The 25284-nt window shown below is 33.5% G+C and carries 21 protein-coding genes; 9 read left to right on the top strand and 12 right to left on the bottom strand.

Annotation, left to right across the window (positions count from 1 at the left end):
* Nucleotides 1-63 precede the first annotated feature (63 nt).
* Together C6368_RS13925 and C6368_RS13930 are read right to left on the bottom strand one after the other, a co-directional pair.
* Nucleotides 64-1149: a DUF4249 family protein gene (locus C6368_RS13925; protein WP_107039834.1), complete on the bottom strand. Its 1086-nt coding sequence runs from the start codon at nt 1147-1149 to the stop codon at nt 64-66.
* 95 nt (nt 1150-1244) lie between these two features.
* Entirely contained in the window at nt 1245-2309 is a 1065-nt protein-coding gene (locus C6368_RS13930) for a VOC family protein (RefSeq protein WP_107039835.1), read from the bottom strand.
* Nucleotides 2310-2473: 164 nt separating this feature from the next.
* On the opposite strand from C6368_RS13930, the gene C6368_RS13935 reads away from it, so the two are divergent.
* Together C6368_RS13935 and C6368_RS13940 are read left to right on the top strand one after the other, a co-directional pair.
* Nucleotides 2474-3397: a lysophospholipid acyltransferase family protein gene (locus C6368_RS13935; RefSeq protein WP_107039836.1), complete on the top strand. Its 924-nt coding sequence runs from the start codon at nt 2474-2476 to the stop codon at nt 3395-3397.
* Nucleotides 3398-3399: 2 nt separating this feature from the next.
* Nucleotides 3400-3747 (top strand): hypothetical protein, encoded by a 348-nt coding sequence (locus tag C6368_RS13940; RefSeq protein ID WP_107039837.1) that lies wholly within the window; start codon nt 3400-3402, stop codon nt 3745-3747.
* 80 nt (nt 3748-3827) lie between these two features.
* On the opposite strand, the gene C6368_RS13945 is transcribed toward C6368_RS13940, so the two are convergent.
* Complete coding sequence (locus C6368_RS13945) at nt 3828-4289, bottom strand: hypothetical protein (protein WP_107039838.1); 462 nt, start codon at nt 4287-4289, stop codon at nt 3828-3830.
* 331 nt (nt 4290-4620) lie between these two features.
* On the bottom strand, nt 4621-5205 hold the full coding sequence (locus C6368_RS13950; RefSeq protein ID WP_107039839.1) for an anthranilate synthase component II: 585 nt from the start codon (nt 5203-5205) through the stop codon (nt 4621-4623).
* Between the two features lie 231 nt (nt 5206-5436).
* On the opposite strand from C6368_RS13950, the gene dnaE reads away from it, so the two are divergent.
* A complete protein-coding gene (gene dnaE / locus C6368_RS13955) occupies nt 5437-9801 on the top strand; it encodes a DNA polymerase III subunit alpha (RefSeq protein ID WP_107039840.1) in 4365 nt (1454 codons plus the stop codon).
* 70 nt (nt 9802-9871) lie between these two features.
* On the opposite strand, the gene porU2 is transcribed toward dnaE, so the two are convergent.
* A complete protein-coding gene (porU2, locus tag C6368_RS13960; protein WP_107039841.1) occupies nt 9872-15016 on the bottom strand; it encodes a putative type IX secretion system sortase PorU2 in 5145 nt (1714 codons plus the stop codon).
* A gap of 27 nt (nt 15017-15043) precedes the next feature.
* Nucleotides 15044-16129 (bottom strand): putative type IX sorting system protein PorV2, encoded by a 1086-nt coding sequence (locus C6368_RS13965; protein ID WP_199851648.1) that lies wholly within the window; start codon nt 16127-16129, stop codon nt 15044-15046.
* Nucleotides 16130-16291: 162 nt separating this feature from the next.
* Here C6368_RS13965 and C6368_RS13970 point away from each other — a divergent pair, with 162 nt between their 5' ends.
* The 4 genes from C6368_RS13970 to C6368_RS13985 all read left to right on the top strand — a co-directional run bounded on the left by C6368_RS13970 (nt 16292) and on the right by C6368_RS13985 (nt 19306).
* Nucleotides 16292-17152, top strand: a complete 861-nt coding sequence (locus C6368_RS13970; RefSeq protein ID WP_107039842.1) for a CDP-alcohol phosphatidyltransferase family protein — start codon at nt 16292-16294, stop codon at nt 17150-17152.
* A gap of 76 nt (nt 17153-17228) precedes the next feature.
* Entirely contained in the window at nt 17229-17804 is a 576-nt protein-coding gene (locus C6368_RS13975; protein ID WP_107039843.1) for a hypothetical protein, read from the top strand.
* 45 nt (nt 17805-17849) lie between these two features.
* On the top strand, nt 17850-18521 hold the full coding sequence (locus C6368_RS13980; RefSeq protein ID WP_107039844.1) for a hypothetical protein: 672 nt from the start codon (nt 17850-17852) through the stop codon (nt 18519-18521).
* Between the two features lie 131 nt (nt 18522-18652).
* Nucleotides 18653-19306 carry a hypothetical protein gene (locus C6368_RS13985; RefSeq protein ID WP_107039845.1) on the top strand — a complete coding sequence of 218 codons (654 nt, stop codon included), beginning with the start codon at nt 18653-18655 and terminating at the stop codon, nt 19304-19306.
* Nucleotides 19307-19391: 85 nt separating this feature from the next.
* Here the strand turns inward: C6368_RS13985 and C6368_RS13990 are convergent, their stop codons facing one another.
* The 6 genes from C6368_RS13990 to C6368_RS14015 form a co-directional block, all read right to left on the bottom strand.
* A complete protein-coding gene (locus C6368_RS13990) occupies nt 19392-19784 on the bottom strand; it encodes a hypothetical protein (protein WP_159038608.1) in 393 nt (130 codons plus the stop codon).
* 230 nt (nt 19785-20014) lie between these two features.
* Nucleotides 20015-20554 (bottom strand): MotA/TolQ/ExbB proton channel family protein, encoded by a 540-nt coding sequence (locus tag C6368_RS13995; RefSeq protein ID WP_107039847.1) that lies wholly within the window; start codon nt 20552-20554, stop codon nt 20015-20017.
* Between the two features lie 93 nt (nt 20555-20647).
* Entirely contained in the window at nt 20648-21142 is a 495-nt protein-coding gene (locus tag C6368_RS14000; RefSeq protein ID WP_107039848.1) for a peroxiredoxin family protein, read from the bottom strand.
* Between the two features lie 115 nt (nt 21143-21257).
* Nucleotides 21258-22562 (bottom strand): UDP-N-acetylglucosamine 1-carboxyvinyltransferase, encoded by a 1305-nt coding sequence (gene murA / locus C6368_RS14005; RefSeq protein ID WP_107039849.1) that lies wholly within the window; start codon nt 22560-22562, stop codon nt 21258-21260.
* A gap of 5 nt (nt 22563-22567) precedes the next feature.
* The gene (locus tag C6368_RS14010; protein ID WP_159038609.1) at nt 22568-23206 is read right to left on the bottom strand and encodes a DUF4290 domain-containing protein; all 639 of its coding nucleotides are present in this window, start codon (nt 23204-23206) and stop codon (nt 22568-22570) included.
* 234 nt (nt 23207-23440) lie between these two features.
* On the bottom strand, nt 23441-23818 hold the full coding sequence (locus C6368_RS14015; RefSeq protein WP_159038610.1) for a hypothetical protein: 378 nt from the start codon (nt 23816-23818) through the stop codon (nt 23441-23443).
* A gap of 129 nt (nt 23819-23947) precedes the next feature.
* Between C6368_RS14015 and C6368_RS14020 the strand changes: the two genes are divergently transcribed.
* Both C6368_RS14020 and C6368_RS14025 read left to right on the top strand, forming a co-directional pair.
* The gene (locus C6368_RS14020) at nt 23948-24742 is read left to right on the top strand and encodes a thymidylate synthase (protein ID WP_107039852.1); all 795 of its coding nucleotides are present in this window, start codon (nt 23948-23950) and stop codon (nt 24740-24742) included.
* Nucleotides 24743-24780: 38 nt separating this feature from the next.
* Complete coding sequence (locus tag C6368_RS14025) at nt 24781-25284, top strand: dihydrofolate reductase (protein ID WP_107039853.1); 504 nt, start codon at nt 24781-24783, stop codon at nt 25282-25284.

The following is a 25284-nucleotide window of genomic DNA, read 5'->3' on the forward strand; positions in this document are numbered from 1 at the left end:
TTAAATTATGTTTAAACTAAAAAAAAGGATTACAATAAAAGCTTCCCTCTTCTAATTCCAGTACTAATTACAATAATAAGTCGTATTTATATCATTAGGAATTGGACTACAAAAATTCAATGCATTTGTATATTGTCCATTACATAATTCTTTTGTAGAATTTTGGTTAAGCGCTCTCCAATTCCCATTAAAAGAAGGTTTATACTGAGTTGCTGTTACACGTGAAGAAAATATTCCTAATGCTCCATCAACATTTGAATATGTTGGTTTATTTTGAGCTAATGAAGAACTAGGTTCGTTTGTTAACATGTAAGTATACAAATCTCTTGAACCTGCAGTTATCACGATTTTCATTCCTTCAACTTGTCGTTTAGTCACATTCGGGTCAACAGCAATTTTACTTTGTAACAACTGGTAAAAACGTTCTCCACTTGGTAAAAAAGTTGCAGAACCATTTGTAGAACTGTTATTTACTGATTCTCCTAGTTCCATAAGTACAGTTTTAACTTCACTATTGCTCCCAACAAACTCTCTATAATCAAACTCTAACCTTCCTTTAAAAATTGACGCTTCAGGAGATGTTGAATACTTAATCTGCGTAGTTCTATAACCATTCAAAGGAACGTTATTTTCAGCAAAACCAAAGGAGATATTAATATTTGGATATTCTATACCAACGCCTTTAACCAACTCTGTTTGTCCTTCAACAATATGGTTTCCATTGTCAATGTCAATATTCAATCGATAAAATGCATCTTCATCTAAATAAACAGTTTGTCCATTAACCACATTTTCATCACCTCTAAAAAAGTACAATTTTTGCTCAGGACCATAAAAAGCTCCTTCATCTTTATTATTAATAACTGTATCCTCTAAAGTCCAAGTTTTTTGAACACTTCCGTTCTTGATTTCTTCAACCGTGGCTACAACATTATCGAAATAGGACAATTCAGCATCTTTTGCAAACTCATTTGCGTTTCCTTCCTTCAAAAAAGTTCGATTTAGTTTTAAAAATTGGAATTCTTGACCTTGGTCAAGCAAGAAATGTACGATTGGAGTTTCCTCGTATTCACCGTTAACACTAAACTTTGTTTCACAACTCGCTAAGAAAGTAAGACTTAAACCAAAAAAGAATATTTTTTTAAACATATATATAGCTTTGAAAAAGATAAAATTAAGAAAAAAATACGGCTAAAGAGTTACCAATCACTCATTAATCCACACTAATCAAATAGTAAATATGATTATTTCACGCGATTCATCCCCATAGCTTTCAACATCCATGTAGGCAGTGCTTTTTTGGGGTTTCTATTTTTTAGATTAATATACCAACCCAACTTTTTCATTACTGGAACTTTATGCGTCTCAACAAATTCTATCCATGAACCATCTGGATCTTCAATATATGAGAATCTTCCACCTGCTTCACCCATATCGAAAGTTGAACCACTATCAACAGTGAAAGGAAAACCTGCAGCTTCGCATTCTTTTTGAAGTTCATCCATATTTCTCACATCAAAACACAAGTGAATGAATCCCCAATCTCCCCAGAAACGGTCTTTAAATATCTTCTTAGCGTCTGTTCTTTCAATTGCTTGAACTAATTCAATTTTCGTTGGGCCTAATAATGGAGCAAAAGGTCCTTCACGTTTTTCTGGATGCGATAATAAAACACGACGTACTTTCTTATCTCCATGAGGTAAATCAGAAAAGCAATCAAAAACATCAGTTTCATCGTATTCCACAGTTGAATATCCAAGAATATCAGCATAGAGTTTTTTAGCAGCAGCAATATCACTAACACCAATCATAACTCCAGCAGCTCCTCCTGTTTTTCCTTCAAATTTTGTTTTTTGGAAAACAGTATGTTCTTGAACTACATTGAAAATGTTTCCATTTGGATCTTCTACAAAGAAATGAGGTTCGCCATGAGGAGTCTTTTTTAAATCCCCTAATACTTTCGCACCTTTAGATTTCATAAATTCGTAAGACGCCTTGACATCTCTTGACTTAATACGACAAATATATAATCCTAAATCACCTAATTGAATTTCGAATTTCGCTTTTTCGGTATCTCGGCTTGTATATTGCCAAATTTCGAATCCACCACCTCCTTCCATGGAAAGCGCTAAAGTTGCAGTTCTAGCTTGAACCTTGTCACCCGTATATCTTGTCATTAAAGGAGCTTCAGCAGCTTCTTCAAAAATCCGAACATCTACTCCAAAGAATTTACGGTACCATTTCCATATTTCTTGAACATCTGGAACACCAATTCCAATTTGTTGAATTCCACAGATAATTTTCTCCATTTTTTTGCATTATTTTGACTTCGCAAATTTAAGATTCTTTTCCATATAGAAAAACACCCTCCAATAGCAAACGGAATACGAAATAACAATTCCAATTATACCATACCCCATTTGGTCGACAATTAACCATTGATAATTCACAATTAAAAAACTATTTTTACAAAATGTTCAGTGCTTTCGCATATTACGTATTCATTTATCCTTTGTCTTTACTGCCATTGCGGGTGATGTATTTATTTACTGATTTCTTTTATTTGTTATTGATTTCTGTAATTCCTTATCGCAGGAGTGTAGTGCGTGGGAATATTGAGAGATCTTTTCCAGAGAAATCAACTAAAGAAAAAAGGAAAATTGAGCGTCAATTCTATCGTCACCTAACAGATTTATTGGCTGAGGGGGCGAAAAATTTAAGTATTTCCGAAAAACAATTATTGAAACGTTTTAAGGTTGAGAATCCTGAAATAATGGAAGAACTATATGCGAAAAACAAGGATGTTTTATTGGTTTCTGGACATTACAATAACTGGGAATGGCTAATAACAGGGCAAAATTTGTTATTTAAACATCAAGCAGTGGGAATAGGAATGCCATTGAGCAATGGATTTTGGGATAAAAAATTAAATGCCCGAAGATCAAGATTTGGGATGAAGGTTATTCATGCGAAAATTGTTCATGAATTTTTAAAATCAAATTCCGCTACGATTTCAACACTCATTTTAGCTGATCAATCGCCAGGAAATTCCAAAAAATGTTATTGGATGGAATTCTTGAACCAAACATCGGGAATCATTTTTGGACCTGAAATGCTCGCAAATCAATATGATCAAGCTGTCGTATACTTTAGTTTGCATAAAGTAAAACGCGGTCATTATTCAATGCAATTAAAGGAAATCACCTCTACTCCAAGGGAGTTAGAATATGGCGAAATTACAGAACGATTTGCTCATTTGTTGGAGGAAACAATTAATGAAGCTCCTCAATATTGGATTTGGTCTCACAAACGATGGAAAAGAGATATTCCAGCTGATCTAAAAGAACTTAGAGCTCAACAAATTCAGAAATTTAATGATAGATTCCGTTCTAATTAAATATGGAAACAATTTCTATAATCTTAGGCACAATCATCCTCTCATTAGCAATTGGAATTACAGGATTTTCTTTACTAAAGAGAGGTCACAAAAAACAAAAAGATGCTTATCCAAAGCTATGGGATAAATTTCAAAAATTGAAAAACGAAAATTCCAATGTTCAATCAAAAGAAATTATTGAAATAGCTAACCAATTAATTTACAATAATGCTATCCCTACAAAACATTTAGAAATCATTCTAGAATTTGCTAAGGAAATGGAAATTAGATATCCTGAATTTAAAGCTTTAAAATTAAATGCTTATGATAAGTGGGTTCATCGTTCCCAGGGACGAGGAGGTAATTTTTAATACAAAAAGGAGCGAAAACACATTCGTTCTCACTCCTTTTTACAAATTATCTCAATATAACTGAGAACTTCAAAAAGAATCTATTTTTTATCAACTCTAATCCCCTTATCATTAAATACCATTGTTGACATTGCACCATCCTTTTTAACATTTACTTCATAAGTTTTGGTTCCATCAGCATGTTCTAAAACAAAAGCTCTCTCAAAAGTATAAGATAAGTATTTTTCACCTTTAAGAGTTTCTGAAATTGATGGAGGCAATAACGCCAATTTCACTTCTTCTCGTTCCACTATCTCACTGGTTTCAGTTGAATTTAGACCATCCTGATTCATAGAATCTGAATACATTAAATCTTGTTCTTCCTCCATTTCATAATAATCAGAGTTTGATGAATTCATATCCTCATCATTATCATCATTCAGAATCATTGTATCTACTGACATATCGGACCTTGACATATCATCTTCTGAACCAGATTCACAAGACGAACTGATCAATGCTCCAGCTAAAACTCCCGTTAATGCAATTTTCGTTAATTTCATATCTTTTTATTTTAGTTAATACGATAATGAAAATACAAAAGACAATTCATTATTCCTAACTAGCTGATTAATATAGTTTTTACTAAATTTAAGGTTTATCAGAATATTTCAAAAAAAACAATACAAACATAATCACGACAATAAAACCCATAACCACATAACAACCAGAAAGTTAACTGCAGCCATAGAATTTATTACTTTGGAAAACCTCACTTTTTCTTATTAATAAAACAAGAATATACTATTGAAAATATGACCAAAACTTTAACAATTGTTTTAAAATTTAGTTAGATAGAAATACCTAATTAAGAGCAATTCGATGGCAATAAAATTATTTCAAAGGAACATTTAAAAAATTATTAATTATGGCTTTGCCGTGTTCACTTAAAACTGATTCAGGATGAAATTGAACACCATAAAGATTGAATTTCTTGTGTCTTAAGGACATAATTCTCTTATTATCATCAATCGCTGTAATGACCAAGTCATTTGGGAAGTGAGTAGTAGATATAATCCAACTGTGGTATCTTCCAACTTGAAATTTATTTGGCAAACCTAAATAAAGCTTCTCCTCATCATCAATAACCGTTAATTGTGTAGACACCCCATGGTAAACATGTGATAAATTTTCTAATTTTCCACCGAAAACCTCTCCTATTGCTTGCATTCCTAAACAAACTCCAAGAATTTTCTTTGAACTAGCATATTTTTGAATCAGAGACTTTAATATACCCGCATTTTCAGGCAACCCTGGACCTGGTGACAAAACTATTGTATCGTATTTCTCAACCTCGTCAAGTGAAATTTCGTTATTTCTATATACATCAGCATCATAATCACCACTGGATTCAATATAATGAACCAAGTTATAGGTAAACGAATCATAATTGTCTAAAACAAGGATTTTTTTCTTCACTTGCCAAATATAAAAATTTAAAAAGATGAAATATTTGGAATTACATATTAGAAATCGAGAATTAAGTAAAATAAAATAGTTTAACAATAAGTGAATTACCTTACCTCCACCATTCAATAGGACTTACAGAAGAAATTATTTTAATCGTGCATATTTTTTGAAATTATCAATTGACAATTATCCATTATCAATTATCAAATCCGTAACTTTGAAATGTAAAAATCCGCTCCCATGTACATAGTTTTTGATACTGAAACAACAGGTTTACCTAAAAATTGGAACCTTCCATATACTGACACCGACAATTGGCCAAGATGTATTCAAATTGCCTGGCAATTGCACGATGAAAAAGGTCAGCTTGTTGAGTCAAAAGACTTCTTAATTCGTCCAGATGGTTTTGATATTCCTTACGATTCGGAGAGAATTCACGGAATTTCTACACTTTTAGCTGAAACTGAAGGTGTTCCTCTTCGTGAAATGATGGAAGAATTCAACAAGGACTTGGAGCGTTCTCAGTTTATTGTTGGGCAGAATGTTGGTTTCGATATCAACGTTATGGGTTCTGAATTTGTACGATTGAACATGGAAACGCCAATGCATGACATGCCAATATTGGATACATGTACGGAAACTACAGCTCAGTTATGTCGTATTCCTGGAGGTCGAGGTGGAAAATTCAAGTTACCCACATTAACTGAATTACATCAGCACTTATTTGACGTTCCTTTTGGAGAGGCGCATAATGCAACTGCCGATGTTGAAGCAACTGCTCGCTCTTTCTTCGAATTGGTGAGAAGACGCGTATTCACAGCTCAAGAACTTCAAGCAGAAGAAGCATATATTGAGGAATATTTAGATGCTAATCCAGATGTTATTCAACCCGTTGGACTGACGCACTTAAATTTGAAACAAAAAAGTGAAGCACTAAAAGCCCAACATGAAACTCAAGAGGAAGTTTCCCAAGCGGAAATAGAAGAAGGACTTGAAATATTAGCAGAAACTCAGTTTGTTCACCTTCATAATCACTCTCAGTTTTCAGTTTTGCAATCTACGAGTAACATCAAAGATTTAATTAAGAAAACTGCGGAATACAATATGCCTGCTGTTGCCTTAACAGACACCGGAAATATGATGGCTGCCTTTCACTTTGAAAAGCACATTACAAATTTCAATAAAGCTGTAAGAAAGGAACGTGAAGAGGCTGAAAAAGAAGGCAGAACATACAAACAGAATGAAATTACACCAATTATAGGTTGTGAATTTAATATTTGTGAAGACCACCTTAACAAAACAGTAAAGGACAATGGATTTCAGGTTGTCTTGCTTGCGAAGAACAAAAAAGGGTACCACAATGTTGCGAAAATGTCTTCTATTGCCTTCACTGAAGGTAAATATTACGTTCCGCGAATTGATAAAAACGTAGTTGAAAAATACAAAGGAGATATCATTGTACTTTCTGGAAATATGTATGGTGAAATTCCATCTAAAATCCTGAACGTTGGTGAAAAGCAAGCTGAAGAAGCAGTTATTTGGTGGAAAGAGCAATTTGGAGATGATTTCTACTTGGAATTAATGCGTCATGACCAGGAAGATGAAAGACGTGTCAATGAAGTATTATTACGATTTGCAAAAACGCATAATGTGAAACTCGTAGCCACAAATAATACTTTCTATTTGAATAAAAGTGATGCTGCTGTTCATGATATTTTATTGTGTATTAAAGATGGTGAAATGGTGGAAACGCCAAAAGGTAGAGGTCGAGGTTTCCGATATGGACTTCCAAACGACAACTACTATTTCAAGTCACCAGATGAAATGAAAGAATTGTTTGCAGATTTACCTCAAGCAATAGAAAACACAATGGAAATAGCCAACAAATGTGAGAAATACACTTTGGCCAGTGATATATTATTGCCCGCATTCGATATTCCTGAAGAATTTACTGATCCTTTAGATTTAGAAGATGGAGGAAAAAGAGGAGAAAATAATTACTTGCGTCACTTAACGTATGAAGGAGCAAAACCTAGATATAAGGAAATTACGGATGAAGTTAGAGAAAGGATAGATTTTGAGTTATCAGTAATTGAAAATACTGGTTATCCTGGATATTTCTTGATTGTACAAGATTTTTGTCATGCCGCACGAGACATGGGAATTATCGTTGGACCAGGTAGGGGTTCTGCAGCAGGTTCTGTAGTTGCCTATTGTAATGGTATTACGAATGTAGACCCTATTGCTTACGATCTACTTTTCGAGCGTTTCCTTAATCCTGACCGTGTATCAATGCCCGATATAGATATTGACTTCGACGATGAAGGTCGTGGTAGAATTATTCAATGGGTAATTGATAAGTATGGCGCTAATCAAGTGGCTCAAATTATCACCTATGGAACGATGGCGGCAAAATCATCGATTAGAGATACCTCTCGTGTTTTGAATCTTCCACTCTTCGAAGCTGATAGATTAGCCAAGTTAATTCCAGATACTTCTTTGAAGAATATTTTTGGCATGGATGCAGCAGATTTATCTGTAAAATTAAAAGAAAACCAGGAAAGTATCACAATGGCCAATCAGCTAATTGATATTTCAAAAGGTACCGACTTACCCGCGCGGGTACTTGGAAGCGCTCGTAGATTAGAAGGAAATGTAAGAAATACAGGAATCCATGCTTGTGGGGTAATCATTACACCTAGCGACATCACAGAATATGTACCTGTTGCATTGGCTAAAGACTCTGAGATGTATTGTACGCAATACGATAACTCTGTCGTTGAGGAAGCCGGTCTACTTAAAATGGATTTCTTAGGATTAAAGACCCTTACTTTAATTAAAGATGCTGTTGCATTCGTTAAAGATATACATGATATAGATTTAATTCCTGATGACTTTCCTTTAGATGATCTAAAAACATATGAACTCTTCCAACGAGGTGAAACTGTGGGAGTTTTCCAATATGAGTCTCCAGGAATGCAGAAATACATGAGGGAACTTAAGCCATCAGTATTTGCAGATTTAATTGCAATGAATGCCTTATATCGTCCAGGACCAATAGAGTATATTCCTGACTTTATTAAACGTAAAAATGGAGAACAAGAAATTGTTTATGACATTGAAGATTCAAAGGAATACTTGGAGGAAACCTATGGAATTACTGTATATCAAGAGCAAGTGATGCTGCTTTCTCAAAAATTAGGTGGATTTACCAAAGGTGAAGCAGATACACTTCGTAAAGCTATGGGTAAAAAGCAACTGAGCTTACTAGCTGAACTAAAACCAAAGTTTTTAAATCAAGGTGCAGAATTAGGACATAATAAAGGGAAATTAGAAAAAATATGGCATGACTGGGAGGCTTTCGCATCTTATGCATTTAACAAATCTCACTCCACTTGTTATGCCTGGATTGCCTACCAAACAGCTTATTTAAAAGCCAATTATCCAGCAGAATATATGGCTTCCGTGTTGAGTAACAACATGAATGACATCAAACAGGTAACATTCTTCATGGAGGAATGTAAGCGAATGGGATTAGATGTTTTAGGACCAGATGTTAATGAGTCAAACTACAAATTTACAGTGAATTCGAAAGGAGCTGTTCGTTTTGGTTTAGGAGCTATTAAAGGTGTTGGTAACGGACCAGTGGATGCAATTGTTGAGGAAAGAAAAGAAAATGGACCTTTTAGGGATATTTTTGATATTACAAAACGCGTAAATTTAAGAAAATGTAATAAGAAAGCATTTGAAGGCTTGGCACTTTCTGGTGCTTTAGACTCATTTTCAAATGTTCACAGAGCACAATATTTCGTGGAAGAAAACAACAGAACTTTTTTAGCGAATGCTATTAAATTCGGAAGTAACCATCAAGAAAGTGCGAACTCTAATCAAGTTAGTCTTTTTGGTGAAGGATCTGGTGTTGAAACTCCTGCTCCAAAAATTCCTATGGTTGCAGAATGGTCTTCTCTTCAAAAATTGAATAAAGAAAAAGAAGTTGTTGGAATTTACATTTCGGGTCATCCGCTTGATGATTATAGAATTGATATTGATTCTTTCTGTAATGGGAACGTAGAATACATTAACAACCTGGAGGAATACAAGAATTTAGAATTTACTGTTGCAGCAATTATCACGGAGGTTGAACACCGACATACAAGAAAAGGTGACCCATTTGGAACCTTAATGATCGAAGATTATAACGATTCAACTAAATTATTTTTGTTCCGAGAGGATTATGGAAAATTTAGAGATTACATGGTTGAAGGTTCATTTATTTTCATGACAGGTAAAGTAATGTCAAAACGATGGAATCAAAATGAATTTGAATTTAAGATTCAAAAGATTGATTTCCTTTCAAGTTTACGAGATCAAAAAGCAAGTGCTTTAGAATTATCTGTTCCATTAACCGATATTAGTCATACACTAATTGAAGACATTGACAATATTTTTAAGGAGAACGAAGGAAAATTCCAAGTAAAGTTTAAAATTTATGATACAGTAAATAAACTTGAAATTGAAATGCCATCACGTTCGCTGAAAATTGATATTAACGAGAATGTTTTAAAGACATTGAATTCAAAGAATATTGAATATAAGTTGATTTGATTTGGATTGTTGCATTTTTTCATGTTCTTGTAGAGGCGTAATGCATTATTCCTCAACAAGAATATGAAAATCACCTCATCAAGTACATTTTTCCCCAATTCTTTTTGAAGTATTGATCTGCACCTGTTTCTCTATGTTTGATATCTTCACCGTTGATTTTGGCTTTCATTCGGTACAAATAAACACCATTCGCCAATGGATCTCCAAATTCATCTCTACCATCCCAAGCATATTCTGTGATGTTTCTACCAATTCTAATAAATCCTAATTCATCTTCGGTAATTTCTCGAACAATTCTTCCAGTTACCGTCATAATTTGGATAATCATGTCTTCAGGAACTTCAGTACCAGTTAACGTAAACACAAATCTAGTAGATGTAGAAAATGGATTAGGGTAATTCATTAAATGAGTTATCGTTGACTCTAAAATCACTTCAAATTGAATTCGGTATTCAATATCTCCAGAAAGATTTCCAGAGTTATCAGATCCCTGAACCATCAATTCATATACTCCACTTTCTTCAAATTCTGCGTTGTAGATAATTTCGAACCTTAAATCTGTACCATTCGCAGGAATCCAAGTCAAAATTTGATTTCCATTTCCATCGATAAAAGGAACACGTTTTTGATCACCATTCGGATGCGTTAAGAAAATTCCAAAATTACTCGTATCCGCATCATTATTCATCATTAAGAATGGATTTTCATCTTTTAAACCAATGACTATTTCCGCTTTTGGACTTACAATATCGCCGTTCAAAATATGTTCACCATCAAAAGTAACATCCAAAATAGGATTGACGTCATCCACTTTTAAGAAGAATGAAATTTGCAATAGATTATTGAAATGCGCCAATTCTGGTTGATCCTTTAATTGATTATTAACCCCTTTATTGTATGGGTTAACTTCCATCCAAAAGGTGTTTTCACCCGATAAACCTTGAGTTGAAAATTGCACAGTATCTCTTAAAACCTGCCCTGGTCTCAAAGAATCTTGACGCATATAATTAATAGGATGTTTAACTTGATTTTTATCTGTTATCCAATAATTCACCAATAATGAATCCATTGATAAATCACTTATATTTTTCACATCAACTGCAAAAGACATTTCAATACCTTCTTGCAATGAATCTCCTTGATCGGGTAAAAATGCATATCCAGCTGAACCATCAATTGCGGCTTCAGGCAGAGGTTGATATAATACATGCCATCTGTCCACTTGCGCTGGAGTTAGTGTTATTTTATCATAATACTTAGCTTGCAATTGCAGATATGGGTAGTCATTTGCAGAAAGAATAGTATTGAAATTTTGGATAGAATCGTTGTTGGAAAACACAGTATCAATCTCAATTTGGAATTGTTTATTGTGATCGTACCCCTTAATAACTAACCTAGTAGAATCATTCACAGGAGTTTCCATAGAGCTTTGTTTCCAATAAATGGTTTGCCATTCCGCTGCCGGACCAATTAAAGTAGAAGACTCTATTCCACTACCTACTGAACCAGAAAAGGTATTTGCTAAACTAATGAATTCCCCTGAATTTTGAGCATGAATAGTCATGGCCGTACTTGGATCCCCTTTTTCATAAATAAAAATAAAGGCTCTATCAGGTGATGAAGGTGACATTCCAGTTGCACCAGCATTTTGTAAAGTCGTAAATAAACTTGGGTGAATGGATTGCCATTGACTATACAAAGCTCGCATTGTAGTATATATCACTATGAAATGTCCATCTGGAACTTCATTCGCAATCATATTTTCAAATGCTTGAAGTTGTGATGCAGAGTTTTGACGAAAAATAAAATAATTCTCTACACGAGTTCTACATGAAGCACCATTGTTAGCATTTCCAAATTGATTATTTACATTAACCCCGTTATAAAAACTTCCCCACGGAGCTTGGGTAGAAGGGTCAACAACACCTACATGTAAGGAAGGTGAAGTTGTACATAAACCATATTCTGCATCTTGCCCATTTACAGACCACAATGTGGAGTTATATTTGAAAACTGAATTTGAATTATCATAAACTTGAGCAGCTAACTCTATTTGTTGTGTTGCGAATTCTCTTTTTCTTGGAGTTCTTTCATAAGAAACTCCATTAAAATCACTGTTTTTAAATTGAAAGAAATGATCTTGTCCCCAACCCGTTTTATTTGGAATATATTGGAAAGAATGCTCTGTCCAACTATAAACACTTGAATCTATAGAAACCCTCCAAAAATAAGCTACGCTATCTTCTAAAATCAAGGGAGAATTGGAATTATTTGAAACCCTCCTCCAATCATTTGGGAAAACTTCTTTTACACCACCAGTTCCACTTTTTACAGCATATTTTAGAAATGGACTATTAAATAAATCAGTCGTATCAATTTCAAAACGATAAGTATTAAAAGAAGCTATGGGATTAATCGTTGAAGCTTTCAGAACTATAGAGTCATTTGGTACAACTGCATAATTATATGGCAATACAGGCATTATTCCGTCAATATTTAGAAAGTAATCAATTTTAACTTCATTATTTTGAAATTCATCGTACTGTTCTGGAACAAAAGATGGTAAATCTGCTTGAATTGTAAATTGATTCACTCCAGAACCTATTGAAGCTTGCAAGGGCATATTGAATTGAATAGTATCTCGATAATTCAATCCATATATTGATAAATTATAAACCGAATCAATAGCTGAATTAGGAAAACCTCTAGTTATTGTCAATCCAAATGTATCGGTTACGCTTCTACCAAGATTTGTGAGAACAACATTTACTGTAATTGAATCAGTAGACAAATTAACTTGAGAAGGAGTAAAATAAACATCTTGAATTGTTAAATCAATTTCAGGCTTAGCATGCCAATTCAATTTGATCATTGGGTCAGCATGTAATATCATTTGCATTGCCGTTACCTCAGTCAAGAAACTAGGATTTACAATTTCTAAATTGCGTATTGTCGTGGACATTTGAGCCCCCAAAGATGCGCCATAATTATCTGGACTCATTTGTCTATATAACTCCGCAGAATATAGATTCAAATAAGAAGCATATCCTAATTTAGAAGAGGAAAGAAAGCCTATGGCACCTAAATCCTCTAAAAGGACAAAACTCTCGGCCGTAGAACTATTATCTGATTTAAAAATATCTCCAGTGTAGCATCCGTTTCCAATTACCATCGGATATTTCCCAGTATTATTCCAATTTTCAGGATCGTCAATATTTTGATCGAATCCATCACCTGTGGCATGTCCAAAGAAAGTCATTAATGAAACTCCATTTTCTAGTAATTCACGCACTTCAGAAGATTGTACAGGATTAAATGGATTTGAAGTTTCTTTAAAATATGAAGTAACATTCCCTCCGTAATCTGGACCTTCAATGGAATTTTTCATACCATTAAGGTAAGATTGCAAAAGTGACTGTTCCTGAGATGTTGAACCACCTCCAAAATGGATAACTTGTTTTTGCCATTCTTTTAACTCTTTATTATAAACAGCATTTTGATTTTGCGTAGCTTCAAAAATCTTAACTTTTTGCAAATACATATTCAACTGTTCATTGTTATTGGCTGCAATTCTACCTGTTGGAATTTCAGGTTTCATGCTGATGGATCCATTCCATTTGGCAGTTATACAAATATCACTAGAAGGAGAACCATAACTTGGTACAATATTCAAACTGTTCACCGCAGCATTCTTTCTCGGTGCCCCTGCTGAACTTGTGTTTGGATCACTGGCCTCTGAAATCGCCTTACCTGCTATAAATAATGCTACAGGTTTTAAAGTTGAAATGTTGTAAATATGATTAATAGCGCGACGACTTCCTAAAATATGTTTTGGAACTCCCCCTCCATATTGCATCCATGCATCGTTCACTTCTAACATCACAACATTATATCCTCCTCCATTTGGAGTTTTACGGTAAGAAGAATATTGGGTCGCAGAAGATAACATTTGCTGATTATATAATAAAATATATGCCGCTTCAACGTTAATTTGACTATAATCCGTAAAAACTCCAGTTCCATTTACGGCCGAAATTGAATTAATCTCTTTAATATCAGCATCTGAGGTAATAATTAATTTTTGATTTGCACCATTCACTGAATTTGGAATTAAAACTTGCCAAACTCCCCCATTGTTTGTGATCGGAATTTTCCGAGCATTTAGATTTCCAAAAACATAAGCAGTAGGATTAATTAAATTAGAAGCTGAAATATCTAATCTACTTTTTGCTTGAGTGCCCGCACTACGAACTTCCCAGTCAATAGATGTTTCATTTGAATTAGGTATACGAGGATATTCAACAGAGACATAACTCACAGATTGAAAATCCGTTGAAGCTCCTTGATCACCTATAATTTTAAAAAATGCATTGGTTGTTCCATTCGAAAGAATACTTGGGTTGAAATTCTTATTAACTGAAGTCTGCCTATAACCTATAAAAATTTCATCATGCATTTCCGTCCCACTCGAACCAAGTTCCCATCTTAAATGATGATTTCCTGACCCTGAAAAACTAGCATTTGAATTGGCATTAGATTTAGCATGGAAACTTGCATCTGGAGCTCCAACCCCAGTATAAACATCAGGTGTTGGAACTGGAATAGTTAAAGTATAATTAGAGGCCCCATTATAATTTGGTCCGCCCCAACCTTCACCTGCAGAGAAAAATGAACTATAAGATGAGTATGCCGAAAAACCACCATAATATTGCACATGATAATCTAAAATAGACTTTTCAAGAACATAAGATGAAGGAGAATAAATTGAATAATTGACATCTGTTTCAATTAAAAATCGTTTAGCAGTACCTGTAGTCCACGTTAAAAAATAGTATAACGAATCATTATATAATGAATAAGCTGGATTCCCAATATCGTCTGGGGAGTTATACAGTAATGAATCTAGCCATCCATCATTAGACTCTGCATAAAATTCAATGTAATCTCCTACATTAATAACATTATCTCCATTGTCATTCACAAATAGAGGAAGCTCTTTTTCCTTACCGAAAATTTGAAATTTATTCGCTGCTATAGTATTCACTGGAACACCTGCATTAACCAATGTTTGATATGAAAGTTGGTAAACACCATCCTCTGCCACTCCAAACTTGTAATATTTTTGGTTGTAGTCTATCCATTCATTCCCATATGGCTGAGCCCATACGAATGTTATGGTTAGAAAAACTGATAATAAGGTAGTTATTATACGCATACAGCGATTTAAAAAGTTTAAAGTTAGCTATTTAAACCCGAATTTAAGTGAAATTACGTGAGAAAACAAAGCTTCTGACTGATTTCCGATATTCGTGAAAGCATAGTCTAGGGTTATCCCTTTAAATGTAACACCTAAACCTATATTTGGTTGAAAAACTAAAGTTTCATTGTCATTAAAGTCCTTGATATATTGAAAGTTATTCACTCCTGTTCTAACAGCAACAATATCTCTCCAGCCTATTTCTAAGCCCATCACCGGATCTATTGAAACAACACCAGATTTGATTAAAGTATTTCTTCTTCCGTCTGTTGTAATTGAAGCATTTATTTCTGGAGAGATAGTAATATCTTGCCATCCAATATCAATTTTTCTTTTTGCTGCTAAAATTAATCTTGGTAAAGTCAACTCTAAACCATTTTCTGGAATTTCGTTTCCCGTTTCTAAGAAAACCTCTTGCATATCGGAATCGAGGTTAAAAATCCACGCATTGAACGTTGAAGTAACATCTCTAGCCATCGCTCCAAAAAACCATTTTTGATTAACGTTATATTGCATTCCCGCATCGATTCCAAAGCCCCAACTTCTAGCAAAATCTCCAGCTCGTCGATGTACAACTTTAACTGTTCCACCAACACTAAGTCCTTCAACACCTAACTTTCTACCATAAGAGAAAAGGAATCCGTAATCTGCAGCCGTAAAAACAGTAATTCTATCGTAATCAATATTTCCTTCATTATCAATCAATTGAGTAGTATTAGGAATATCGTCTACCCCAAAACGAATTGCGGCGAAACCAACCGCACTTTTATCATCAATTTTGTGTGCCAATCCCATATAATCGTATTTCGCAATTCCAGCAAAATATTCTGAGTGCATTAAACCAACATCAAATTTGTTTTTCACGCCTGTTAGTCCTGCAGGATTCCAATAAACAGAAGTTACATCATCTACACCAGCTACCATGGCATTTCCCATTCCAAGTGATCGTGCTCCAACACCAATTTGTAAAAATTCGTTTGAATATTTAGGTGCAATAGTCTCATCTTGTGCAAAAACAGAAGTTTGTAGCATCAATAAAGACAAGGTGATAATCCAAAAGTTATTTCTCATAGTCTAAACAATAGCGCAAATTTGCATAAAATATTGTGTAACTTAATAACTTTTATTAACAGAATCTATATTAATGATAAAATGGAACACTTTCAATCAGGAATTAAACAAAATTAGACCTAAAACAAACGCCATTAAAACATTATTTGTTTCTTTGTCCACATGTTTACAGTAGCAAATATTTTAACTGGTTTCAATCTATTATTTGGTGTTTCCAGTATCATCTTCACATTTTCAGGGAGATTAGAGTTAGCAGTTTTAGCAATCATTGCTGGGGCTTTATGTGATTTCCTTGACGGATTTGTCGCGCGTTTAATGAAACAACCAAGTGAATTAGGAAAGCAATTAGATTCTTTAGCTGATTTGGTTACATTCGGAGTAGCTCCTGGACTAATCGTTTTTGTACTTTTGATTTTATCAGGTGCATGGGATATTATTCTTGAAAGTGGCGGAGGAATTAACGAATTGTGGATAGAAGGAACAATGGGCTTTAGCGTTCAATTATGGATTTCAGTTTTCTTGAATGATTTGGTTGGCAACAATTCCCCATTTCTACCTAATCATTTTTATGGATGGTACAAAGTGATGCCTTTCTTTGCATTATTGATTCCTTTCATGAGTATGTTCCGTTTAGCAAAATTCAACCTAGACGTAAGACAAGCAACAGGATTTATTGGTTTACCTACTCCGGCAAATAGTTTATTTTTTGCCTCTTTTGCCTTGTTATTATGGGATGGATTTGGTCAAGACAATTGGAAAACCGTTTTATCCATGACATTCATTAAAGACCAAATGTTATTGTCCTTAGTCATTTTGTTCTCCATTCTTTTAGTTGCTGAAATACCTTTATTTGCATTAAAATTCAAGTCCTTCAAATGGAAAGGAAACGAAATTAGATATTCATTCCTTCTGGCTTCATTGGTTTTAATACTGATTTTATGGGTTTGGGCAATACCAATTATTGTACTCATGTATATTTTGCTTTCGGTGGTGAATAATATGGTTTTGAAGAAAAATAGCTAGAGTTAATGACATTCTATTCCCATATCCCTTAGTATTTCAGGCAATTAAACAAGGTTTTGAATTAAACTAAATAATTTTGAGAAACAACAAAATAATATCATTTGTTCTCCCTTTTACTTTTATAATACTAGGCTGTTCAACACAACAACTATTTTCAATAAAAGAGGTTGAAAATGACTTTATTTATAAAGATAAAATTCAGGAATTCAACAAAGACTCAATAAGTAATTTTCTAAAATTAATGGAGCAGGATATGAATAAACCTAAAGCCATCCTTAATGAATTACACCTCTCAATTTTTCAAAATCCTAAAGATGTCGATTCAATTATTACAGAACAAACTTATTTCCTTTATAACATTCAATCATTAACTACTAAGAGAACTCGGATTACTGTGATTGGAACTAACGATAATTGGATAAATGAAATTACTTTACTCTCATTCAATAAATTTGGACGACTTTGTAATAAATCAATATTAGCTGAACTAGGTGGTGACCAAGATTACTTTATTGAGAGTCAAAGCAAATTACAAAATGACTCAACTTACATAAAAACTATCAAGAATTTCAAATACGATATAAACACCAATAGTAATAAGCTTATAAATCAATTTCAAGACACAGTTAATATAAAACAGGGTAATAAATAATCACAAGTTTTGATAATCGGATTTGATCAACCATTATATTGCGCTATGAAAATCAATACTAAATTTTGTAAGTTAACCCTAAGTATATTTATTATTATTTTAATTAATGGATGCTCTTCATATAGTGAGGATGAACAAGAATTAATCAAAACATTGGAAAATAAATATGAATGTAAAATTGAGGTAAAAAAAGAAGAAGACCTTATAATCATTATCTTTTCCAAATGTGTGATAGATGAAAAAAAAAGAGGAGAAATCTCTTCTAACAGCTCTTTGTCAGCATTAAATACACTTTCTAAAATTAATGATTTTACAAAAGTGAAAATTATATTCCCTGAAAATGCCTATTTTGAATATAAGATAAATGATTTGGTAGAAGTGAATAAATCTCTAGATTTATATTATCTAACATTTGAAGAGCTAAAAAGTAAAAAATACGAACCTGTATATAATAAATTGTGGTCCGAGATACGAAAAACAACTACACTAGAAGATTTTATATCTTATATTCAAACAGTAGATAAAAAAGCTAATTTTGCACAACTTGAGTTTAAAGAGTTTAAATTTGGAGATATGAAAGAAGATAATTTAGAAATATCTTTCATAAGGTTTATTGGGCAATTCAAAAATAAAAAAGATGAAAGTTTTATATTTGAACTTTTCATTCCAACCAAGGGAAATGATGAAATCTACGGCTTGTTGATTGAAACTTTATAGAAACAAATTAGTATACTCAGCTACCACACAACTCCGTTCGCTTAGTAGTCCTCAAGTATCAAGCGAGAGCTTAAGAAGCTTGAAACAATAAATTTAGAATTTTAATAATATAGTATCACAACTTGAATAAAATGAATAATTATAGAATGTTTAAAATTCAAATAATAATACTTCTTTGTCTTGTGTTTGGTATTAAAGAATGTTTTTCTCAAACTAAAAAACAAATAACGAGTGATTTAATCAACATAGAAAACATAGTCGAGGCCAAGACCTACTCCAAGCTGCATCCCACCTGGTTAGCAAATATTTATACAATTTCAGAGTTAGATACTTCTAAAAGATTCCATGATATTACAAAAGCTCCATTGATGGAAACGTTTTACTGGCATGATATTAAAACTAATATTAATTTCATGGCTAAGGTAATAGATACCATAACACAGCATGTTTGGGATGCTAGATTTATCTACTTAGATAAAAACAAATTAGAAGCCTCTAAAATCGACTCATTTATTGATGTAATAACTGATAGTTATAAAAATGGTGAGTCATTTCAATCCCTATTTGCAAAATACCATATGGGTCCTGATCCCATTAGTAAATTAGAATTGATTAAAGAGGGAGATTTATTACCAGAACTTGATTTAAAAACTAAAGAAGCCAATCAAGGAGATATTTTCACTGCCTATCTCCCAACTTTAAACTGTTATCTCATCGTATTAAAAACAGTCGACGAACGACCTATAAGGTTTAAGAGAGTACTTGTTACTAAGTTTGTTGATTAGCCCTCCTCGCATTCGTACGTCTTTATTCGCATGGTTGTCTTAATCCCCCAGGAGCTTGAGAATTAATATTGAATTCCCTAAGATTCTATTTTATTTCCTTACCATTTAACTCAATTAGTCTGCGGTTATCATAAAGTCCTTTTTCAACAATCTGTTTATCATGGATTATGAAGTAACCATACCTATAAACTCCAAGGTAAGATTCCCATTCATTGCCAAAAGGTTCATAGTCTTGACCAAAATTAGTTCTATTGAGACTTCTAGCCTCTTTGTATAAGGTGACAGTTAGTTTATCATTCTCTTCCACCTCGTCAAGAACTAAACTATCGATTAATATTCTATTTTGTTGAGTATATAGATTGTCACCTCCTAAAACCATAACAAGGTTTTGGGATTTATCAATAAAACATTTCGCATAGAACTCAGGAGGAAAAGGAATTAACTCAATCCTATCTTTCTGACAGGATTGTAAAAGCATTGTTAAAAGGATAAAATTAAACACTCTCATCAGCAATATTAAAAATTAAAAATGATTTTCTATTTTCATCAAAATTGAATGAAAAGAATTTTGCCTAAAATTTCATTTATGAAATTTCCCTAGGTTGGTACGGACGTTTTGCAAAACGTCCACCTACCAAGCCTATCAATAGCTCAAAAAGATTTGATCAAGAAGGTTTTTTCTCTTTTAAATTAGACTATTTAATAAAATCAACCTACTTTAATAAAAAAGGCCATTATTCCAAAAATGAAAGTAGTTAATCCTCCTACTAATGTCATTGGAAACAACCATTTCACACTTTTCTTTAAATAGGCAATTCTGGAGGAAACAAGAATTTCAATTAGACCGACAATTACTACATAAATTGAAGCGATTTTTATGCTAAAAAACATTACTCCAAGAAGAAATAGACCAAACATCATCATTATTAAACCCAATAAGAAAAACAGAGGTAATCGCCAGGGACTCTCCAGCTTATCAAATCTTTTAACATAAGTGCTATATACCGAATACGCTCCTACACCTATTGAAATAATTGCAGAATAAAAAAAATTTGAATCTGTTTTTAAATGTCCAGAATAAACCTTGTCTAGCACCAAAAAGTAACCAAAAAATATAAAAACAATGCTACCAAAAAGTATCATCGATTTTCGCCATTCGTCAGCTACCTCATTATTCCAAAAATAAAGTATAAAGCAAACTCCAAATAACCCTAAGCCTAACAATACAAGTTCATTTAGTGTAATCATCAAAAAATATTTAATTTTATTGCCTATTTTAAATAAAAAATGGTTACATCGCGTTTAAAAAACACCATGTAACCATTCATATAATTAATTTTACTACTTAATCAACTTCTCAATCTCAACATGCAATCCAATTCCTCTCAATTTATTTCCTTGAGCAACAATTATCCCATCTCCATCGATTAAGAATGAATGTGGAATAGAACGCACATTATATTTTTGCGTTACATCCTTTGACTTATCCCAAACGTGTCCATCCCATTTCAAATTGTCTTTTTTAATTGCATCCTTCCATGGTTGTTCTGCTCTATCTAAAGAAACGCTTAGAATAACAAATCCTTTTCCATTTTCGAATTTTGAGTTTTTATATTTTTCGTATGCTTCTACAATATTTGGATTTTCTTTTCTACAAGGTCCACACCAAGAAGCCCAGAAATCAAGTAGAACAACTTGCCCTTTATAATCGTCTAACGCCACCATTTCTCCTTCGGGATTCAACAATGTAAAACCTATTGCTCGCATTCCATTCTTAGGTTGTGCAAAAAGCATGAATGGTAAAAAACCAACGAGGATTAAAACTAAATTCTTCATAATACAATTTATTCTTTTAATGAGGCAAGCAAAATATACCGAAAGCCAGGTTAACCCTAAAAATGGGAACGATAGAACGGAATACTTAACAATTTGATTTGCTAATTAGCAAGAACTATACCCTTCTGATATCTGCTCCGAGATTATTCAAACGAATATCTATATCTTGGTATCCTCTGTCGATTTGCTCGATATTGTGAATTACACTTTTACCTTCAGCAGATAAAGCTGCAATCAACAAAGAAACTCCAGCTCTAATATCAGGTGAAGTCATTTGAATTCCACGCAAATTATTTTGTCTGTTCATTCCAATAACGGTTGCTCTGTGAGGATCACATAAAATGATTTGAGCTCCCATATCTATTAATTTATCGACAAAGAATAAACGCGATTCAAACATTTTTTGATGGACAAGTACACTACCTTTGGCTTGTGTTGCGACAACTAAAATAATACTCAACAAATCTGGAGTAAATCCTGGCCAAGGTGCATCAGAAACCGTTAGAATAGAGCCATCAATGAAAGTATCAATTTCATAAGATTCTTGCGCAGGAACAAAAATATCATCTCCTCGGCGTTCTAAATTGATTCCTAAACGTTTAAAAATCGTTGGAATAATTCCAAGGTGTTCGTACCCAACATCTTTGATTGTAATTTCTGATTGGGTCATTGCTGCCAATCCAATAAAACTACCAATTTCAATCATATCTGGAAGAATTCTGTGGTAACATCCACCCAATTCCTTTACTCCTTCAATGTGCAATAAGTTACTTCCAACACCTGTAATTTTAGCACCCATATTGTTGAGCATTTTACACAACTGTTGTAAATATGGTTCACACGCGGCATTATAAATTGATGTTTTACCTTTTGCTAGAGCAGCTGCCATCACGATATTTGCAGTTCCAGTCACAGAAGCCTCATCCATATGAATATAAACCCCTTCTAATTTTTCTGCTTCAACAGTATAGAAATGTTCTTTAGAATCAAAATTGAAATTCGCCCCCAATTTAATCAATCCCTCAAAATGTGTATCCAGTCTTCTTCTTCCTATTTTATCTCCTCCTGGCTTAGGCATAAATGCTTTTCCAAAACGAGCCAATAAAGGTCCAATGATCATTACAGAACCTCTCAAACCACTGGCACGATCTTTAAAATCTTCTGATTTCAAATAATCTAAATCTAAATCTTTGGCTTGGAAAATATAAGTTCCTTTTTCAACTTTTTCAATCTTTACTCCCATTGCTTGGAGTAGACTGATCAGTTTATTGACATCAATAATATCGGGAAGATTAGATATAGTTACTTTTTCTGGTGTTAGTAAAACCGCACAAAGAATCTGCAAAGCTTCGTTCTTTGCTCCTTGTGGAATTACTTCTCCTTTTAACTTCTTACCTCCGTGAATTTCAAATGATGCCATAATTTTTATTTTCTACGTTTTTTAGATTTGTGTTTTTTCATCGGCTTTTTAGGAGTTACCCCAACCGTTTTTAGGATTGTATTCGTAGGCTTTAAAAGACTAATATCTTTCAATTTAAGTTGTCCTTTTGATAACTCTCTTAAGTGTGAAGTTATTGCACTGTTCTCCACATTTTGTGTGTGAAAAGTCAAATAATTCTTCTTCAACAGATTCGCCAACAATTCAGTTAGGTAATCTTTTTCTTCCTGATCCTCTACTGTGACAGTCTCCTTAATCATTCTCTCAGCGTAATAGCCAAAATGACCATATTTACTACTATTTCGAGGATATTTCATGATTTTAGGACGCTCAGAAAGAGTTTCTGGTTCTGGAATTTCATAAGGAGAGTCTACATCAATTTCAAAATTACTCATTATGTACATGTGTGTCCATAACTTGTGAGTGTAATCTTCAACATCTCTCAAATGCGGATTCAATTGACCCATCACATCAATAATAGCGCGTGCGGCCAAATTACGTTCTTCCCTTGATTCAATCTGCTTAGCAAAATTGATCATGTTCTGAACATTTCGTCCGTATTCTTGAATATGTAATTGTGCCCGTTCTGTATTGTATGAGAGGGCATTCATTGAGTATTCTTCCAAAATAAATTTGTTTTAAAAATAAGGTAAAACCTTAAATTGATGGTGGTTTATCCAAAAAATACAATCGTTAGGATAACTCCTAGTAAAAAGACTGTATATAACGATGCTAATGCAACGGTTGAATCATCAAAATAATTTCTCTTAGACATAATATTGTTGTTTTGGGGTAAAAATAGTAAATCTTATTTAAATAAAACAGCCTAAAAAAAGGAAAAACTGTTGGGATGATGTTTTTTATTTCAAAAATATAACTTCTGGAATTGGGGGGACAGGTTTTCTCACCAATTTCCTTCCTCTTTTCCATAATTGCCACTCCTCTACGGAACCAGATTCAAATTCTACCAATAGTGAATAATACATTTTAGTTTCAACAATAACTTTATAGCTTGCCGCTATATTTTGTTTGGGTGTTTTTAACCATAATTCATTATAAGCTAAGGTCAGTTCATGTTCAGCTGCAGGAACTACAACCGGCTCACCATTCATGCTTACTTCAAAAGCTTCTTGCCTTCCTTCATACCTACCTAAATGTTTTTTCGGGAATAATCTGTCACCATTTCCACAAGAGCTCATGAAGAAAATTATTAAACCGTAAAATAGGAAGTTGCGCATTTATTCATTTTTAAAGGTCTAAGATAAATATATAATTTGAACCGCTACAAATTCATTTCAAATTAAAGGAGTATCAATATTACTTAATTAATAAAATCAACTATTTTTACCCTTTAAAATTGACAATTCATGGAGCAATATCATCATCTTTTAAAGCATATCCTTGATAATGGAACTGATCGAGGAGATAGAACGGGAACGGGAACACGGTCGGTATTTGGCCACCAAATGCGCTTTGATTTAAGCAAAGGTTTTCCTGTTGTCACAACTAAAAAATTGCATTTACGTTCTATCATTCATGAACTTTTATGGTTTATAACTGGTGATACAAACATCAAATACTTAAAAGAAAATAAAGTTTCTATTTGGGATGAGTGGGCGGATGAAAATGGAGATTTAGGTCCTGTTTATGGTCACCAATGGCGTTCTTGGCCTGATGGAAATGGTGGAACGATTGATCAAATATCAAATTTGGTGGAGCAGATTAAAAACAACCCCAATTCACGTAGACATATTGTAAGCGCATGGAACGTTGCCGATGTTGAAAAAATGGCTTTGCCTCCTTGCCATCTGTTGTTCCAATTTTATGTTGCAGATGGAAAATTAAGTTGTCAGTTATATCAACGCTCTGCAGACACATTCTTAGGTGTTCCTTTTAATATCGCAAGTTACGCCCTTTTCACAATGATGATGGCTCAAGTTTGTGGATTGGAACCTGGAGATTTTGTGCATACTATGGGAGATACACATTTATATTCAAACCACTTTGAACAAGCGGAATTACAACTTTCTAGAGAGATTTTACCGCTACCAACAATGAAAATAAATCCAGATGTAAAAAGCATATTCGACTTTAAATATGAAGATTTCGAATTGGTAGGTTACGAACCACATCCTCACATTAAAGCTCAAGTAGCTGTATAATATTTCAATCGAGATTGACTATTTAAAATACACCATTTATGAATTACTCGCTGATTGTAGCCATGGGAAAACACCGAGAAATCGGGAAAGACAATGATTTATTGTGGAGGTTACCACGTGACATGAAGTTTTTTAAAGCAACTACCGAAGGTCACACCGTGGTAATGGGACGAAAAAATTGGGAGTCTATTCCAGAGAAATTTCGCCCACTTCCAAATCGTAAGAATATTGTTGTTTCCAGAAATCCTGACTACGAAGCAGATGGAGCAATTGTGATTTCTGATTTAAAAGAAATTCCAACACATTTTAATGTTGAATCTGATAAGAAATGTTTTTTTATTGGAGGTGCGCAGATATACAAGTTGGCTTTGGAACAGGGCTTAATCAATGAAATGTATATCACACAAGTGCATGAAACATTCGAAGCCGATACTTATTTTCCATTCGTAAATTGGGACGGTTGGGACGAAGAAGAACTTTTTGAATTCGAAAAAGACGATAAAAATCCGCATTCATTTACTGTAACAAAATATACACGATAA

This window comes from Brumimicrobium mesophilum (assembly GCF_003025005.1).
GTDB lineage: Bacteria > Bacteroidota > Bacteroidia > Flavobacteriales_D > Crocinitomicaceae > Brumimicrobium > Brumimicrobium mesophilum.